Source organism: Roseateles sp. GW835-FHT13E02, assembly GCF_058794035.1.
Genome location: NZ_JBXAGJ010000017.1, coordinates 1 through 14,920, shown reverse-complemented (window position 1 = coordinate 14,920; position 14,920 = coordinate 1). Strand labels below are relative to the sequence as shown.

The 14,920-nt window shown below is 67.2% G+C and carries 12 protein-coding genes and 1 riboswitch; of the genes, 7 read left to right on the top strand and 5 right to left on the bottom strand.

Translation table 11 applies throughout. The features are described 5' to 3' along the window. The first annotated feature begins 175 nt into the window (after positions 1-175). Positions 176-859 (top strand): DUF2087 domain-containing protein, encoded by a 684-nt coding sequence (locus tag AC1Q6P_RS16655; protein WP_492664009.1) that lies wholly within the window; start codon positions 176-178, stop codon positions 857-859. Here AC1Q6P_RS16655 and map read toward each other — a convergent pair. Together map and AC1Q6P_RS16645 are read right to left on the bottom strand one after the other, a co-directional pair. Further along, on the bottom strand, positions 841-1,635 hold the full coding sequence (gene map, locus AC1Q6P_RS16650; RefSeq protein ID WP_492664008.1) for a type I methionyl aminopeptidase: 795 nt from the start codon (positions 1,633-1,635) through the stop codon (positions 841-843). The two genes, AC1Q6P_RS16655 and map, sit on opposite strands and share 19 nt — an antisense overlap. Then, positions 1,632-1,904: a ParD-like family protein gene (locus tag AC1Q6P_RS16645; RefSeq protein ID WP_102768681.1), complete on the bottom strand. Its 273-nt coding sequence runs from the start codon at positions 1,902-1,904 to the stop codon at positions 1,632-1,634. Before AC1Q6P_RS16645 ends, map begins: the two co-directional genes overlap by 4 nt. Positions 1,905-2,015: 111 nt before the next feature. Here AC1Q6P_RS16645 and asd point away from each other — a divergent pair, with 111 nt between their 5' ends. Together asd and AC1Q6P_RS16635 are read left to right on the top strand one after the other, a co-directional pair. Further along, on the top strand, positions 2,016-2,882 hold the full coding sequence (gene asd, locus AC1Q6P_RS16640) for an archaetidylserine decarboxylase (RefSeq protein ID WP_492664007.1): 867 nt from the start codon (positions 2,016-2,018) through the stop codon (positions 2,880-2,882). A gap of 891 nt (positions 2,883-3,773) precedes the next feature. Beyond that, positions 3,774-5,009, top strand: coding sequence for a hypothetical protein (locus tag AC1Q6P_RS16635; protein ID WP_492664006.1), 1,236 nt, complete (start codon positions 3,774-3,776; stop codon positions 5,007-5,009). On the opposite strand, the gene AC1Q6P_RS16630 is transcribed toward AC1Q6P_RS16635, so the two are convergent. Next, the gene (locus AC1Q6P_RS16630) at positions 4,990-5,961 is read right to left on the bottom strand and encodes a LysR family transcriptional regulator (protein ID WP_492664005.1); all 972 of its coding nucleotides are present in this window, start codon (positions 5,959-5,961) and stop codon (positions 4,990-4,992) included. The two genes, AC1Q6P_RS16635 and AC1Q6P_RS16630, sit on opposite strands and share 20 nt — an antisense overlap. Positions 5,962-6,076: 115 nt before the next feature. On the opposite strand from AC1Q6P_RS16630, the gene AC1Q6P_RS16625 reads away from it, so the two are divergent. Continuing rightward, positions 6,077-7,099, top strand: a complete 1,023-nt coding sequence (locus AC1Q6P_RS16625; RefSeq protein ID WP_492664004.1) for an aldo/keto reductase — start codon at positions 6,077-6,079, stop codon at positions 7,097-7,099. Between the two features lie 23 nt (positions 7,100-7,122). Here AC1Q6P_RS16625 and AC1Q6P_RS16620 read toward each other — a convergent pair whose 3' ends face one another. Next, the gene (locus AC1Q6P_RS16620) at positions 7,123-7,650 is read right to left on the bottom strand and encodes a 6,7-dimethyl-8-ribityllumazine synthase (RefSeq protein WP_492664003.1); all 528 of its coding nucleotides are present in this window, start codon (positions 7,648-7,650) and stop codon (positions 7,123-7,125) included. A 139-nt stretch (positions 7,651-7,789) separates the two neighbouring features. Continuing rightward, positions 7,790-7,967: riboswitch (FMN riboswitch) on the bottom strand. Positions 7,968-8,045: 78 nt separating this feature from the next. Next, positions 8,046-10,313, bottom strand: a complete 2,268-nt coding sequence (locus AC1Q6P_RS16615) for a putative bifunctional diguanylate cyclase/phosphodiesterase (protein WP_492664002.1) — start codon at positions 10,311-10,313, stop codon at positions 8,046-8,048. 156 nt (positions 10,314-10,469) lie between these two features. Between AC1Q6P_RS16615 and AC1Q6P_RS16610 the strand changes: the two genes are divergently transcribed. From AC1Q6P_RS16610 to AC1Q6P_RS16600, 3 genes are all read left to right on the top strand, one after another. After that, a complete protein-coding gene (locus tag AC1Q6P_RS16610) occupies positions 10,470-11,780 on the top strand; it encodes a tryptophan--tRNA ligase (protein ID WP_492664001.1) in 1,311 nt (436 codons plus the stop codon). Between the two features lie 147 nt (positions 11,781-11,927). Next, positions 11,928-13,628, top strand: coding sequence for an AMP-binding protein (locus AC1Q6P_RS16605; protein WP_171829021.1), 1,701 nt, complete (start codon positions 11,928-11,930; stop codon positions 13,626-13,628). Positions 13,629-13,631: 3 nt separating this feature from the next. Next, positions 13,632-14,732, top strand: a complete 1,101-nt coding sequence (locus AC1Q6P_RS16600) for a patatin-like phospholipase family protein (RefSeq protein ID WP_492664000.1) — start codon at positions 13,632-13,634, stop codon at positions 14,730-14,732. The last annotated feature ends 188 nt before the right edge of the window (positions 14,733-14,920 follow it).

Genomic DNA, 14,920 nt, shown 5'->3' with positions numbered 1-14,920 from the left:
GCCATTGGCACCAGTCCACAGACCGAGTGTGGCGCGCCGCGGCTCCGCGGCCCATCACATCCCGCACGTGAATCCCAAGTTCATGCGCGCGCCCGTCTGGAAGTCGGCAAGCACCAGCGTCATTCGACCCCTGGGTCGAAACATGGCGTGCGCGCTTTGTGGAGAACTTCACGTCATGACACGACAGGCCATTCCCTTCCATGCCGACGATCTTTCGGCCCTGGCCAAATCGCTGCGCCAACAGCTCAAGCAGCATCAGGCCCTAGCGGCAGAACTGCCCTCGCACCTGAGCCTGCTGAACATGCTGGCGCGCGCCGCCGGCCACCGCAATCTGCAGGCCTTGCGCGCCCAGGCCGACCAGCCTGTGCTGGCCGCGCCGCCGATCAAGCCATCGCCGCTGCTGCAGCCCACACCGATCGCCACGGTCGCGCCGGCTCGGGGGCCGCGCCATCCGGGTTTGAGCGCGCTGGCCGACCGCGCCCTGCGCCAGTTTGACGAGCGCGGGCGCCTGACGCGCTGGCCCAGCAAGCACCAGGTGCAGCGCCTGGCACTGTGGGGCTTGTGGTTGCATTTCGACAGCCGCCGCATCTACAGCGAGGGCGAGGTCAATCGGCTGCTGCAATCCCTGCACGACTTCGGTGACCACTGCACGCTGCGGCGCGAGCTGGTCACCATGGGCTTGCTGACACGCGAAGACGGCGGGCGCCGCTACCAGCGCCTCAACCCGCAACCCAGCGAAGAGCTGCGGCCGCTGTTGGCCGAGCTGCGCCAGCGCCACCAGCGCTTTGCCGGCCGCCGCACGCCGCCGCCCGATGCCGGGACCGGCGGTGCATACCAGCCTCAGTCGATCGCGGGGTAGTCCCCCGTGCCCTCGGGCCAGGCGGTCAGCAGCTCGAAACCGGTCTCGGTGACCAGCACCATATGCTCCCACTGGGCCGAGAGCGAGCGGTCCTGTGTGATCACGGTCCAGCCATCGGCCAGCTGCTTCACGCCGCGCTTGCCGGCGTTGATCATGGGCTCGATGGTGAAGATCATGCCGGCCTGCAGACGCAGACCCTCGCCGGGCTTGCCGAAGTGGTTGACGTGCGGCTCGTCGTGGTAGATGTCGCCAATGCCATGGCCGCCGTACTCGCGCACCACGCTGTAGCCGGCCTGGTGGGCCACGCTCTGGATGGCATAGCCCACATCGCCCAGGGTCGCGCCGGGCCGCACCTTGCGGATGCCGGCGCGCATGGCTTCGTAGGTCACCTGGACCAGGCGGCGTGCCGCCGGCTTGGGGTGGCCCACGAAATACATGCGACTGGTGTCACCGAACCAGCCGTCCTTGATCAGGGCCACGTCGAGGTTGACGATGTCGCCCTCTTTGAGAATCTTGGTCGGCGAAGGGATGCCGTGGCAGACCACCTCGTTGACCGAGCTGCACAGGGTCTTGGGGTAGCCGTGGTAGCCGATATTGGCGGGCGTCACGCCCAGCTCATCGACGATGTACTCGCGGCAGAAGCGGTCCAGTTCGTCGGTGCTGACGCCGGGCTGAACATGGGGCGTGATCATCTCCAGCACCTGGGCGGCCAGGCGGCCGGACTCGCGCGCCTTGGCGATCTCTTCCGCCGTGCGGATCTTGACGCCCGCCCTCATTGCACGCCTCCGAGCGCCGGCTTGAGCTTGGCTTCGCGCGCCCCACTCAGCTCACCACCTGCAGCTAGGGCGAGCAAGTCCACCCCGCCGGACTGCTCGGCACGGATCAGCAGGCGGCAGATCTCGCGGTGATCCAGGTCGGGGTAGAGCTCAGACAGCAGACCGATGCGCATCCAATGCTCGGCCTGGGCGTTGATGGAGCGCGACAAGGCCTGGCTGGCGAGGCGCAGGCTTTCGTGCATCGGATCTGAAATTTTGACGATTCCCATGGCGGCAGTATATGCGAAACATATACGTTTCACATATAGGCGATGAGCATCCAGGGGCCGCTGGATACAATCGCCCGCCCCTCTTTTCACCGGATCACCCCCGGATTCACGATGGCCCTGCCCGACCGATTTGCCGTGCTGCTGCAATACCTGCTGCCCAAACAGGCCCTGACCCGTCTGGCTGGCTGGGGCGCAGGCGCGCGCCTGGGCGGCCTGACCACGGCCGTCATCCGCCGCTTTGTAGCCCGCTACCAGGTCAATATGGCCGAGGCAGCCAACCCCGACATCGCCGCCTACCCGAGCTTCAACGAATTCTTCACCCGGGCGCTCAAGCCCGGCGCCCGCCCCTTGGCCGACGCCCCCCTGATCTGCCCGGTGGACGGCGCGATCAGCCAGTTCGGCCGCATCCGCGGCGAGCAGATCTTCCAGGCCAAGGGCCACGATTTCAGCTGCACCGCCCTGGTCGGCGGCGACGCCAGCCTGGCCGCCCAGTTCCGCGACGGCCACTTCGCCAACATCTACCTCAGCCCCAAGGACTACCACCGCATCCACATGCCCTGCGACGGTCGCCTGACGCGCATGATCCACGTGCCCGGTGATCTGTTCTCGGTCAACCCGGTCACCGCCCGCGGCGTGCCGGGCCTGTTCGCCCGCAACGAGCGCGTGGTCTGCGTCTTCGAAGGCGAACAAGGTCCCTGGGTGATGGTGCTGGTCGGCGCCACCATCGTCGGGAGCATGGCCACGAGCTGGCACGGCGTGGTCAACCCGCCGCGTCCCGGCACCGTGCGCGAATGGAGTTACGCCCCCGGCCAGGTCAGCCTCAAGAAAGGCGATGAACTGGGCCGCTTCCTGCTCGGCTCCACCGTGGTGATGCTCTTCCCCGCCAGCCAGAGCCTGGAGTTCAACCCAGCCTGGCAGGGCGAGAGCCTGGGGCAGCGCGGCAGCGCAGTGCGGCTGGGTGAGGTGATGGCGCGCTGAGGCTGTGCCAGTTCCTCCTTGACCCGGGTGAGCCCCAACCTGCGCCCGCTACTTTGGCGACCAAGGACTTCGCGCCTGCTCGCACGCGCCCGCGTCACGCACCATCCGGATCAAGACGCCCAGTGGGCTGGCAGATCGTATACCGCAGATGACACGCCCGCATGTGTTCATTGCTGGCGCTGATGATCAAAGCAAAATAAACCGGGTGGTCCGAGCAAGCTCGGCGATGGTCAGCTGCTGGACGGTGGCCAGGACTTGAACGACCCTAGACCTGGTCTGGGTCCAGGACCCGAAGGGTCACTGCAAGCGTCAACGCCGTTTCCGGCGCGCCAGTTTGGGCGATCAGACCTGTAGCTGACGCACCATCGGCCTGAACTGCAAGGGACAAGGCTCAAAGCCAGGGACTTGCGGCAGACAACCTGAGTCTTCGAACACAAGGCCACTGAGGCGAGCCTTCCCGCGGGCTTGCGATCACAAGACCTACGGCCACCTTGCCAATCCTCGCTGGGTGTCCAGCCATGCTGCAAACTGCGCATCGCCTGAAGCCCACCTGGCCAGCAATTCAAGCCCTTGGCCTCGTGTCAACTGGACCCAAGTCGCAGTTCGGGAAAGCCAAAGCAACCACCGCGATCGGCACGACAGGCGCACTGCGCTTCGCAATCAAGTCAAGCAGCTTCAAAAAACGGTCGCTAACGCTCCACCATGCCCCCAACCCGTACGAGCCGTCGAGTATTTCGAGACGACTCAGGCTGTTTAGATCGACTTAATGGGTGAATTTCCCAAAAGCCGCCGCTCCCGGGTTAGCCCTGAAACAGCTTGATTTTGTACCGTTGAAAATCATCGTTATCAGCCACAACCAAGCGATCCAATCGACGGTGTCATTGCCAAGCAATGTTTGCGACGCGCATCGTTGATTCACGCTCCAAGACCATGACACATCTCTCCCAGATTCGATTCTCTGGCCTGCTATCGCGCGTTGCGAAAGCGCGGCCATTTCTCGGCCTGATCACTCTCGGTGTCGGATTGCTGTGTGGTAGCCAAGCCAGTGCGCAGAGCTACACAAGCTTGCGGCTGAGCGAGCAGAACAACGAGTTCTACTATGCATTGAACAATTTCGGTCAGGTCGCAGGAAGTCGCGTTGACAACTTCAACAACACCTACGCCCTCATCACCGGTCCCAACGGACAAGGCCCCAACACCCTCATCATGATGCAGGGCAGCGTTTTGGGCAGTGCCATCAACGCTCACGGTCAATTGGTGGGAACGGTTGATATGAGCGGCACTGGCCTCGACTTGCAAGCCTTTGTCACCGGGCCCCAAGGGGGAAGCCCCCAATTTCTTGGCGGCTTGGGCGGAGACATCACCTCGCCACTCGGAATCAACCGAGCGGGACTCGTCGTGGGCCGGGCGCGCGACAGCGACAACAAGTTTCAGGCGGTCCAGTGGCTACCTAACAGCTCAACGGCAGAACGCCTGGCCACCTTGGGCGGCAGCACCAGTACGGCTCAGGCCGTCAACGATCAATGGCTGATCGTCGGCACGTCGGGCCGAAGTGATGGCAGCAACCATGCAGTGATCTGGGGTTTGAACGGGGCCGCCATCACGGATCTCGGCACCCTTGGCGGACGCAACAGCTCTGCCTTGGCCATCAACACCTGGGCACAAGTCGTCGGCGGTTCTCGAGTGGCCGATGGTAGCCTTCACGCCTACATCACCGGCCCGGGGGCGGCGGGCATGACAGACCTGGGGACGCTGGGTTGGGCCCACAGCCGTGCGTCCTTCATCAACGATTCTGGCGTGGTGGCAGGTACGCTCATGACAGGAACCGATGCAGCTTCGTACTTTGAAAGCCATGTCTTCATCACCGGCGCCAACGGCCAGGGCATGGTGGACCTGAACAGCCTGGTCAGCGTGGGCGAAGGCCTGTACCTGAATGATGTCTGGGGCTTGAACGACGCCGGCCAACTGCTGGTCAGCGACCAGAATGGCCTGAGCTACCTGCTCACCCCCGTACCCGAAGCCGCCAGTTCGGCCATGCTGCTGGCCGGCCTACTGATGCTGGCCCTGCTGGCGCGCCAGCGCCGTGGCGACACCAAGGCACCGGCACTCAAGTCGACGCAGGCTTGAGCGGCGCGAGCCTCGCAAGCGGCAGCGCCTGGATCAGCTCGATCAAGGCACGCAAGGCCGGGCTGGTCTGGAGCCGGCCCGGGTAGTAGAGCGCGAAGCCGGTGCCCGGCGGGCACCAGTCGGCCAGCAATTCGATCAGCTGGCCGCTGTGCAGCAAGGGCGCAGCCGCCAGCTCGTAGACATAGGCCACACCGGCCCCGTCCACCGCCGCTTGCAGGGCCACGGCCTGGTCGTCCACGGTCAGCGGGCCCGGCACGTCGAGATCGGTCGTCAGGCCCGCTCGCACGCAAGCGGGGCCAGCGCAGCGGCAGCCGCCCGCATGTTCGAGAAAGCTCCAGCGGAACAGCGCGCCACTGGCGAAGCGCTGGCGCACGCAGGGCAGGGCGAGCAGGTCCTGCGGCTGCTGCGGTGCCGGGTGGCGTTGCAAGAACTCGGGTGAGGCCACCGCGATGAATCGCTGCGCGCCCCCGAGAGGCACCGCCACCATATCGGCCGGCAAACGCTCGGCAAATCGCACGCCGGCATCAAAGCCCTGCTCGACGATGTCGACCAGGCCATCCTGGGTACACAGCTCCACCTGCACCTGCGGGTGGGCGGCCACATAACGCGCCAACAAAGGGGTCATCAAGAGCCGCGCCGCGCTGCGCGGCACGCTGAGGCGCAGGCTGCCGGACACCCGACCGCTCAGCTGTACCACGCTGTCCAGTGCCCGCTCCAGGCTGCTCATGGCGGGCAAGGCGCCGGCCAGCAGGCGCTCGCCGGCCGCAGTCAGCGCCACGCTGCGGGTGCTGCGGTTGAGCAAGGCCACGCCCAGCTGGGCCTCCAGGCGACGCATGGCCTGGCTCACGGCCGAGGGCGACAGGCCCAGCTGCTGGGCCGCGCGGCGGTAGCTGCGCGCCTCGGCCACGGCGGCAAAGACACGCAGGGTTTGGAGTTCGGTTTCGCTGGACACCGCGCGATTGTGAAGCAGGGCTGCACAGCCCGTGCGGCCGGCCGCGGCTTGTGAAGGCCGGGGCCGGCCGCCACCATGCAGACCTCGATCCACCGCCCACCGGGAGCTCCACCGCATGAACAGCCATTCCACCACCCCCTTGCAGCGCCGCCTGGCCGGCCGCGACATTCCCGCCATCGGCCTCGGCCTGATGGGCATGAGCGAGTTTTACGGCGCCGTCGACGACGCCGAGTCGCTGGCCACCCTGCATGCCGCGCGCGAGCTCGGGGTGCGCCACCTCGACACCGCCGACACCTACGGCTCCGGCCACAACGAGCGCCTGCTCGGCCGCTTCCTGGCCGAGCTGAGCCCGGCGCAGCGGGCGGAGATACTGGTAGCCAGCAAGTTCGGCATCAAGCGCCCACCGGGCACCTACGAGCGCCACATCGACAACTCCGCCGCCTACGCCCGCGCCGCCTGCGAGGCCTCGCTGCAGCGCCTGGGGCTGGAACGCATCGAGCTGTTCTATGTGCACCGCCGCGACCCGGCCGTGCCGATCGAGGAGCTGATGCTGACCCTGGCCGACCTCAAGGCCGAAGGCAAGATCGGCGCCGTGGGCCTGTCCGAGGTCAGCGAAGACACGCTGCGCCGCGCCCATGCGGTGCTGCCGGTGGCGGCACTGCAGAACGAGTATTCGCTCTGGGAACGCAGCGCCGAGCAGGCCATGCTGGCCGTGACCGCCGAGCTGGGCGTGGCCTTCGTCGCCTACAGCCCGCTGGGCCGCGCCTTGCTGAGCGCCGAGTTGCCGGCCACGCAAGACCTGGCCCCCGATGATTTCCGCCGTGCCCTGCCGCGCTTCAACGGCGAAGCCGGCGAACACAACCGCCAGCTGGCCGAGCGCCTGGCCGCCCTGGCGGCCGACTGGGGCCACAGCGCCGCCCAGCTGGCCCTGGCCTGGGTGCTGCACCAGCAGCCCCACACCCTGGTCATCCCCGGCACGCGGCGGCAGAAGCACCTGCTCAGCAACTGGGCCGCCGGCCGGATCCATCTGGACCCGGCCCAGGTCGACACGCTGAACCGCCTCTTCGCGCCGGGCAGCGTGGCCGGTTCGCGCTACACCGAACTGGGCTGGGTGGGCATCGAGTCGGCGCGCGGCTGAGGCGCATGGCCGGAAGCTGGCCGTCAGCGAGGCGAGGGCAGGCGCTGCAATGACGCCAGCGTCTGCGCACAGGCTCGGGCGGCTTCCTGCCCCTTCTTGATGAAGTGCGTCGCGAAGTACTGCTGATGCTCCTCGTGCTCGTGGAAGTGATGCGGCGTCAGCACCACGGAGAACACCGGCACACCGCTGTCCAGCTGCACCCGCATCAGGCCATCGATGACCGCGCCGGCCACGAAGTCATGGCGGTAGATGCCGCCATCGACCACCAAGGCGCCAGCCACCACCGCCTGGTAATGCCCGGAGCGGGCAAGCCGCTGGGCATGCAGGGGGATCTCAAAAGCCCCGGGCACCTCGAACTCGTCGACCGCGTTTTCAGGCAGCCCCAGGCGCTGCAACTCGGCTTTGAAGGAGTGGCAGGCCTGTTGGACGATGCCGCGGTGCCAGCAAGCGCCGACCCAGGCGATGCGGGGCGCGGCGCCATCGGCTGCTGCAGGCGAAGAAGAAGAGGAAGGGAAAAAAGAAGAAATGGAAGTCTGATCAGTCTGATTCATGTCATTGCTTTCGCGACGGTGAACACAAATCAGGGCAAGCACGCAAACGCACGGCGGCGCCTGCGCGCCGGCCCGCTGCAGCCGCTTCTGAAACAGAAGCAGACGCGCACGAGCCGGCCCACCTGCGTCGGCCGTAAATTCACGTTCTCTTTCATCCGGACTGTGACCGTCGGCTCTGGCATCGCACCAGATCTGCTGACCCCGTCGGTCCACGCTTCGGACCGTCGGGCGCTCGCGGGCTCCCAGCCACCTTGGTTTCAAACATCGGGTGACTGGATACCGCCGGTGGGGAATTTCGCCCCGCCCTGAGAACGCTGCCGAAACCCGCTCCTGGCGGAGCCGGCTTCAGCGGGCGGGATTGTAGGCAGGTCTGCGAAACGCTCGGCGCCTGGCCCTCAAGCCAAGCTGCGCCCCAGCAGCTCGCCCGCCGCCACGGCCCCGAGCGGCCGGCTGAGGTGATAGCCCTGCAGCTGCGTGCAGCCAAGCTCGCGGGCGGCCTGGGCCTGCTGCTCGTTTTCCACGCCCTCGGCCACCACCTCCAGGCGCAGCGAGCGGCCGAGCGCGCAGGTGGCTTTGACGATGGCGCTGGCCTGGGGCTCGGGCAGGGGGTCGATCATGCTGCGGTCCAGCTTCATGGTGCTGATGGGCAGCTGGCGCAGCATCGTCAGCGAGCTCTGGCCGGTGCCGAAGTCGTCCATGCTGCACAGCACGCCGGCCTTGCGCAGGCGCTGCAGCTGGGGCAGCACGCGGCCCAGGTGGCCGATGGCGGCGGTTTCGGTGATCTCGATCTCCAGGCTCTGGTGCGGCAGGCCCAGCTCGTCCAGGCGGGCCAGCAGGCGGTCGGCAAAGCCGATGTCGTCGAACTGCAAGGGCGAGACATTGACGGCCACCGGCACCAGCAGGCCCCAGCGGTCCAGCCAGTCGCGCAGCTGCTGTGTGGCGGTGTCGATGATGAGCTGACCCAGGGCGCTGATCTGACCGGTGCGCTCGGCGGCGGGCACGAAATCGGCCGGGCTGACCCGGCCCAGGCCCGGGCGTTCCCAGCGCACCAGGGCTTCGAAGCCGCAGAGCTTGCGGCTGTCGGCGCGGAACTTGGGTTGGTACTCGAGCAGGAACTCGCGCTCGACGATGGCCCGGCCCAGCGATTGTTCGGCCTCCAGCCGCGCCCGCGAACGCACATTCATGCGCGGCTCGAAGAACTCGCAGGCACTGCCGGCGCGCTGCTTGGCCCGGTGCATGGCCGAATCGGCGGCGCGCAGCAGGCTGTCCACATCCTCGCCGTCCTGCGGGAATCGGGCCACGCCCATGGACAGATGCACGAACAAGGCTTCGCCGTCCACCTCAAAGGGCTGTTCCAACAGCTGCAGGATCTGATCCAGCACCGGCTGCACCTCGCGGCGCTCGGCCACCTCCTCCAGCAGCACCAGGAACTGGTCCTCGCCCAGGCGCATCAGCATGGCCTGCACCGGCAGCTGGCGGCAGAGACGGCGCGCCACCGCGTGCAGCAAGGCGTCGCCGACGGCATGGCCCAGGCTCTCGTTGATCAGCTGGAAGCGGTCGACATCGGCCGAGATCAGCGCGAAGGGCGCCCCGCCGGTGCGCGTCAGCTCGCGCAGGCGGGCAACGGCAAAGTTGCGGTTGGGCAGATCGGTCAGCTCGTCGTGCAGGGCCTGGCGGCGCAGGGCATCGACGGCGCGCTGGCGCGAGCTGTCATCGACCATCACCAGCAGCTCGGCCGGCGCGCCATCCCACTCCAGATGGCTGGACAGACCGCGCACATGGATGAGCTGGCCCTCGCGGGTGAGCCGGGTGGCCTCCCATTCGATGCGGGCCTGCGGATCGGCCAGCACCCGGGCATGGCGCTCGCGGGCGCTGGCCTGCTGCTCCATGGGCACCAGCTCGGACAGCACCTCCACCGGCCGCTGCAGCAGCACCGCTGCCTCGCCCGGCTGATAGCCGAACATGCTCATGGCCGCCGGGTTGGCATAGACGGCGCGGTGGTCCTGCAGCACCACCAGGCCCTGCAGGGAATGCTGGGTCAGCTGGGTGAAGCGCTCATTCTGGCGCCGCGTCTCGGCATGGGCGCGGGCCACCGACAGCAGGATCAGGCCCAGCGACAAGGTGGTCTGCACAAACAGGCCCAGGGTGTGGGTGATGTTCGAGCGGCCCAGCGGGTGCAGCATGGGGCTGCTGCCATGAACCAGGCCCACGGCCACGAAGCAGAGCGCGACAAAGCGCTCGCCGGCATTGCCGCCCTGGCCCATCCACCAGGCGCAGGCCCAGGAGCCAGCCACCAGATAGACCGTCGCCAGCAGCACGGCATAGCGATGGTCCACACGCGCCAGCGAGGCCACGCTGACCATCATCAGCACAAAAGCCGGCAGCCAGAACTTGCGCGGCCAGCTGAGGCTGCGGTAGACCCGGGCCCCCGCCACCAGCAACATCAGCGAGCCCATGATGCTGCAGGAGGCGGCCAGGGCCTGGAGATCGTCCTGCCAGGTCAGCGATTGCTCGGGCGCCAGGGCGATGCCCAGGGTCAGGCCGGTGGACAGCAGAATCCAGCTGTAGCCCCAGAGCCGCACATGCACAAAACGCGGGTCCTGCCGCCACAGCAGCAGCAACGCGATGCCCAGCATCGCGTTCAACCCGGATCCGATCAGCATCAGCGAAGTCATGAGAGACAGGCATTCGACCCCCGGGGCAAGACAGGGGCGGCTGTGGCGACACGAGCCCCGATGCTAGCTTGCAGTGACAATAAGCGCTCAAGACCTTGCGAGGGCCTTTTGCCCTGGCTGCTCACCGACATCTCCGCACACACCATGACCCAGCGCGTCCTGACCGGCATCACCACCACCGGCACCCTGCACCTCGGCAACTACGTCGGCGCCATCCGCCCGGCCATCGCCGCCAGCCGCGAGGCTGGGGTGGAGAGCTTTTTCTTCATGGCGGATTACCACGCCCTGATCAAATGCGACGAGCCCGAGCGCATCAATCGCTCGCGCCTGGAGATCGCCGCCGTCTGGCTGGCCGCCGGCCTGGACACCTCGCGCGTCACCTTCTACCGCCAGAGCGACATCCCCGAGATCCCCGAGCTGACCTGGCTGCTGACCTGCATCACCTCCAAGGGCCAGATGAACCGCGCCCATGCCTACAAGGCCGCGGTGGATGCCAATGTGGCGGCCGGCGAAGACCCGGACGCCGGCATCACCATGGGCCTGTACAGCTACCCCATCCTGATGGCGGCCGACATCCTGATCTTCAACGCCCACCGCGTGCCGGTCGGCAAGGACCAGGTGCAGCACATCGAGATGGCGCGCGATGTGGCACAGCGCTTCAACCACCAATTCGGCAAGGGCGGGGAGTTCTTCGTCCTACCGGAGGCCAATGTCGAGGAAGACGTGGCCCTCTTGCCCGGCCTGGACGGCCGCAAGATGAGCAAGAGCTATGACAACAGCATCCCGCTGTTCGAAGGCGGCAGCAAAGGCCTGAAGGACGCGATCGCCCGCATCGTCACCGACAGCCGCCTGCCCGGCGAACCCAAGGAACCCGAAGGCCAGGCCCTGGTGACGATTTACGACGCCTTCGCCACACCGCAGCAGCGCGCCGATTTCCGCGCCGCCCTGCGCGCTGGCCTGGCCTGGGGCGAGGCCAAGCAGCAGCTGTTCGAGCTGATCGAGGCCGAAATCGCACCCATGCGCGCGCGCTACGACGCCCTGATGGCCCACCCCGAGCGCATCGAGGAGATCCTGCAGCAAGGCGCCGAGAAGGCCCGCGCCATCGCCGGCCCGCTGCTGTCCCGCGCCCGCGAGGCCGTGGGCCTGCGCCGCTTCAATGCCGTGGCCGCGCCGGTGGTGGACACGGCCAAGGCCGCCAAGGCCGCCCTGCCGGTGTTCAAGCAATACCGCGAGGCCGACGGCCAGTTCTACTTCAAGCTGGTCAGCGCCGAGGGTCAGGTCTTGCTGCAAAGCGCCGCCTTCGCCGGCGGCCGCGATGCTGGCCAGTGGGTGGCACGGCTCAAGCGTGAGGGCGCCGCGGCCCTGGCCGAAGCCCCGGTGCAGCGTGGCGAGGGTGTGGATGAGGCGGCACTGAGCGCCGCCCTGCTGGCCCTGCAGGCGGCCGACGCGGCCTGACCCTGCTGGCGAATAGAGAGCTGTCCCTGAAACGCGCATTTCGCGCGAAAACCCGCTAGGCTGCTAAGGCGGTACTGCGTAGCCTGGGCATTCAAACATGCCGACGGCTGTGCGTTCCGCCGTCCGAAAAACAGGAGACACCCGCCCATGCCCGCCATCCCCACCGACCACCTGGCCCTGCAGCGTTTCTACCTGCTGGAGCGAACCCAAGCCGAACGCGTCACGCTGACCCAGCCCATGGGCCAGGGCCAGACGCAAGAGTTCACCTGGGCCCAAGTAGGCGACCAGGTGCGGCGCATGGCCGCCCACCTCCAAGCCCTGGGCCAGGACCAAGGCTGGGAGCCCGGCGCCAAGGTCGCCATCCTGTCCAAGAACTGTGCCTGGTGGCTGTTCAGCGATCTGGCCATCTGGATGGCCGGCTATGTCTCGGTGCCGCTCTACCCGACCCTGGCGCCCGACACCATCCGCCAGATTCTTGAGCACAGCGAGGCCCGCGCCTGCTTCATCGGCAAGCTCGATGGCTGGGAAGGCATGAAGCCCGGCGTGCCGGCCACCATGCCCTGCATCAGCTACCCGCTGTCGCCCGATGATGCCAAGAAGTCCTACGAGGGCTGGGATGCCATCTGCGCCCGCACGGCGCCGCTGCAAGGCGAGCCGGTGCGCGCGGCTGAAGACCTGGCCACCCTGATCTACACCTCGGGCACCACCGGCGCACCCAAGGGCGTGATGCACAGCTTTGGCAATTTCGCCTGGGCCATGAGCACCGCCCTCAAGCGCATCCCCATGGGCCCGGAGGATCGCCTGCTGTCCTACCTGCCCCTGGCCCATGTGGTCGAGCGGGTGCTGATCGAACATGGCTGGCTGCGTACCGGCTTTGCGGTCTATTTCGCCGAAAGCCTGGACACCTTCACGCTCGATTTGCAACGTGCCCGTCCGACCATCTTCTTCTCGGTGCCGCGTCTGTGGGTGAAGTTCCAGCAAGGCATCCAGGCCAAGATGCCGCAGAAGAAGCTGGACCTGCTGCTCAGCCTGCCCCTGATTGGCGGTCTGGTGCGACGCAAGATCCTCAAAGCCCTGGGCCTGGACCAGGCGCGCGTCTGCGCCGGCGGTGCCGCGCCCATGCCCGTGCCCTTGCTCGAGTGGTATCGCAAACTCGGCCTGGCCATCTGCGAAGGCTATGGCATGACGGAGAACTTGGCCATTTCCCACATCACCGTACCCGGGCAAAACCAGATCGGCACCGTGGGCCCGGCGTTTGAAGGTGTGGAAGCCCGCCTCGACCCGGACAGCGGCGAGCTGCTGGTGCGCACCCCGGCCACCATGAGCGGCTACTACAAGGAAGCCGAGTTGACCCGCCAGGCCTTCACCGAAGACGGCTGGCTGCGCACCGGCGACAAAGGCCAGTTCGACGGCCGCGGCTGCCTGCGCATCACGGGCCGGGTCAAGGATTTGTTCAAGACCAGCAAGGGCAAATACGTGGCCCCCGCGCCGATCGAAGACCGCCTGGGTGCCCACCCGGCCGTGGAAGCCTGCGTGGTGACCGGCGCGAACATGGGCCAGCCCGTCGGCGTGGTGATGCTGTCGCAAAACGCGATCGAACACAGCGCCAACGAAACCGACCGGGCCGCCCTGGTGCAGTCGCTGAGCGAGCATCTGGCCTCCGTCAACAGCCAGCTCGATCCGCACGAGCAGCTGGACTGCCTGGTCGCCGTCAAGACGCCCTGGACGGTGGACAACGGCTTCATCACCCCCACCTTCAAGGTCAAGCGCAACCGCGTCGACGAGGTCTACGGTCCGCAACTGGAGAGCTGGGTGAACAAAAAGAAGAAGGTCGTCTTCGGCGACTGAGGCATGAGCCGAACGCCCAGCACACCGCCGCCGCCTCCGATCAATCTCGCCCTGCAGGGCGGCGGTTCGCATGGCGCCTTCACCTGGGGTGTGCTGGATGCGCTGCTGGAAGACGGCCGGCTGAGCTTCGAAGGCATCAGCGGCACCAGCGCCGGTGCCATGAATGCCGTGGCCCTGGCGCACGGCTTTGCGCAAGCGCGCTTGCGCGGTCACGGCGATGGCCGCGATGCCGCCCGCGAATCGCTGGCCGCCTTCTGGGACGGCGTGATCGCCATGGGCGCCCTGGGCGAAGCCCAGCGCGCGCCCTTCGGCTTTCTCTTCGGCCCTGTGGACGAAGACAGCTCACCCGCCGCCCCCTGGCTCAACGCCATGAGCGCGCTGTGGACCAGCACCGTCTCGCCCTACCAGGCCAACCCCTTTGACATCAACCCGCTGCGCAGCTTTGTGGCCAGCCGCATCGACTTCGAAGCCCTGGCCCGGCCTGGGCTGGCCCCCAAGGTCTTTGTCGTCGCCACTCGCGTCAGCAACGGCAAGGCCGAGGTGTTCTCGGGCACCCGGCTCAGCGTCGATGCGGTGATGGCCTCGGCCTGCCTGCCCACCTTGTTCAAAGCCGTCGAGATTGACGGTCAGCATTACTGGGACGGCGGCTACTCGGGCAACCCGGCCATCCACCCGCTGATCTACCAATGCAGCGGCCGTGACATCGTGCTGGTGCAGATCAACCCGATCGAACGCGAAGCCCTGCCCACCAGCAGCGCCCAGATCCTCGACCGGCTCAACGAGATCAGCTTCAACGCCGCCCTGATCGCCGAGATGCGCGCCATCGACTTCGTCAAGCGCCTGCTGGCCGAGGGCAAGGTGGACCCGACGCACTACAAAGATGTGCTGATGCACCGCATCGACGGCGGTGAAACGCTCGAAGCCTTCAGTGCCTCCAGCAAAAGCTCCACCCGCGCCAGCCTCATCCACCAGCTGCGTGACCTGGGCCGCAGCCACGCGCAAGACTGGCTGCGCCAGCATTTCAAAGACCTGGGCCAACGCAGCAGCGTCGACATCAAGCGCGACTACCTGGACGATCTGCGCCTGCCGATCCGGGGCGGCTGAGCGGCGGGCTTCGGCACATTGCCGACCTCTCTTGGGTTTGTCGTTCTCGCTGCGGTGGCTCGCCCCGCCGCCGGGCTCATGGTTCGCGGGTCGGCTCGGGCGAGCCGACTCCCCTCGCTGCTCGCTTCGCGGCTCAGCGGCGCCAAACTCCCTCCGTTCGCTGCGCTCACTGTGGTCAAACAGTGGCG

Excerpts from the sequence above, each read along its gene's own strand:
- AC1Q6P_RS16605 (WP_171829021.1), top strand. The coding sequence starts at position 11,928 with ATGCCCGCCATCCCCACCGACCACCTGGCCCTGCAGCGTTTCTACCTG.
- AC1Q6P_RS16620 (WP_492664003.1), bottom strand. The coding sequence starts at position 7,650 with ATGAATCAGACTGATCAGACTTCCATTTCTTCTTTTTTCCCTTCCTCT.
- AC1Q6P_RS16600 (WP_492664000.1), top strand. The coding sequence starts at position 13,632 with ATGAGCCGAACGCCCAGCACACCGCCGCCGCCTCCGATCAATCTCGCC.
- AC1Q6P_RS16645 (WP_102768681.1), bottom strand. The coding sequence starts at position 1,904 with ATGGGAATCGTCAAAATTTCAGATCCGATGCACGAAAGCCTGCGCCTC.
- map (WP_492664008.1), bottom strand. The coding sequence starts at position 1,635 with ATGAGGGCGGGCGTCAAGATCCGCACGGCGGAAGAGATCGCCAAGGCG.
- AC1Q6P_RS16655 (WP_492664009.1), top strand. The coding sequence starts at position 176 with ATGACACGACAGGCCATTCCCTTCCATGCCGACGATCTTTCGGCCCTG.
- AC1Q6P_RS16635 (WP_492664006.1), top strand. The coding sequence starts at position 3,774 with ATGTTTGCGACGCGCATCGTTGATTCACGCTCCAAGACCATGACACAT.
- asd (WP_492664007.1), top strand. The coding sequence starts at position 2,016 with ATGGCCCTGCCCGACCGATTTGCCGTGCTGCTGCAATACCTGCTGCCC.
- AC1Q6P_RS16615 (WP_492664002.1), bottom strand. The coding sequence starts at position 10,313 with ATGCTGATCGGATCCGGGTTGAACGCGATGCTGGGCATCGCGTTGCTG.
- AC1Q6P_RS16610 (WP_492664001.1), top strand. The coding sequence starts at position 10,470 with ATGACCCAGCGCGTCCTGACCGGCATCACCACCACCGGCACCCTGCAC.
- AC1Q6P_RS16625 (WP_492664004.1), top strand. The coding sequence starts at position 6,077 with ATGAACAGCCATTCCACCACCCCCTTGCAGCGCCGCCTGGCCGGCCGC.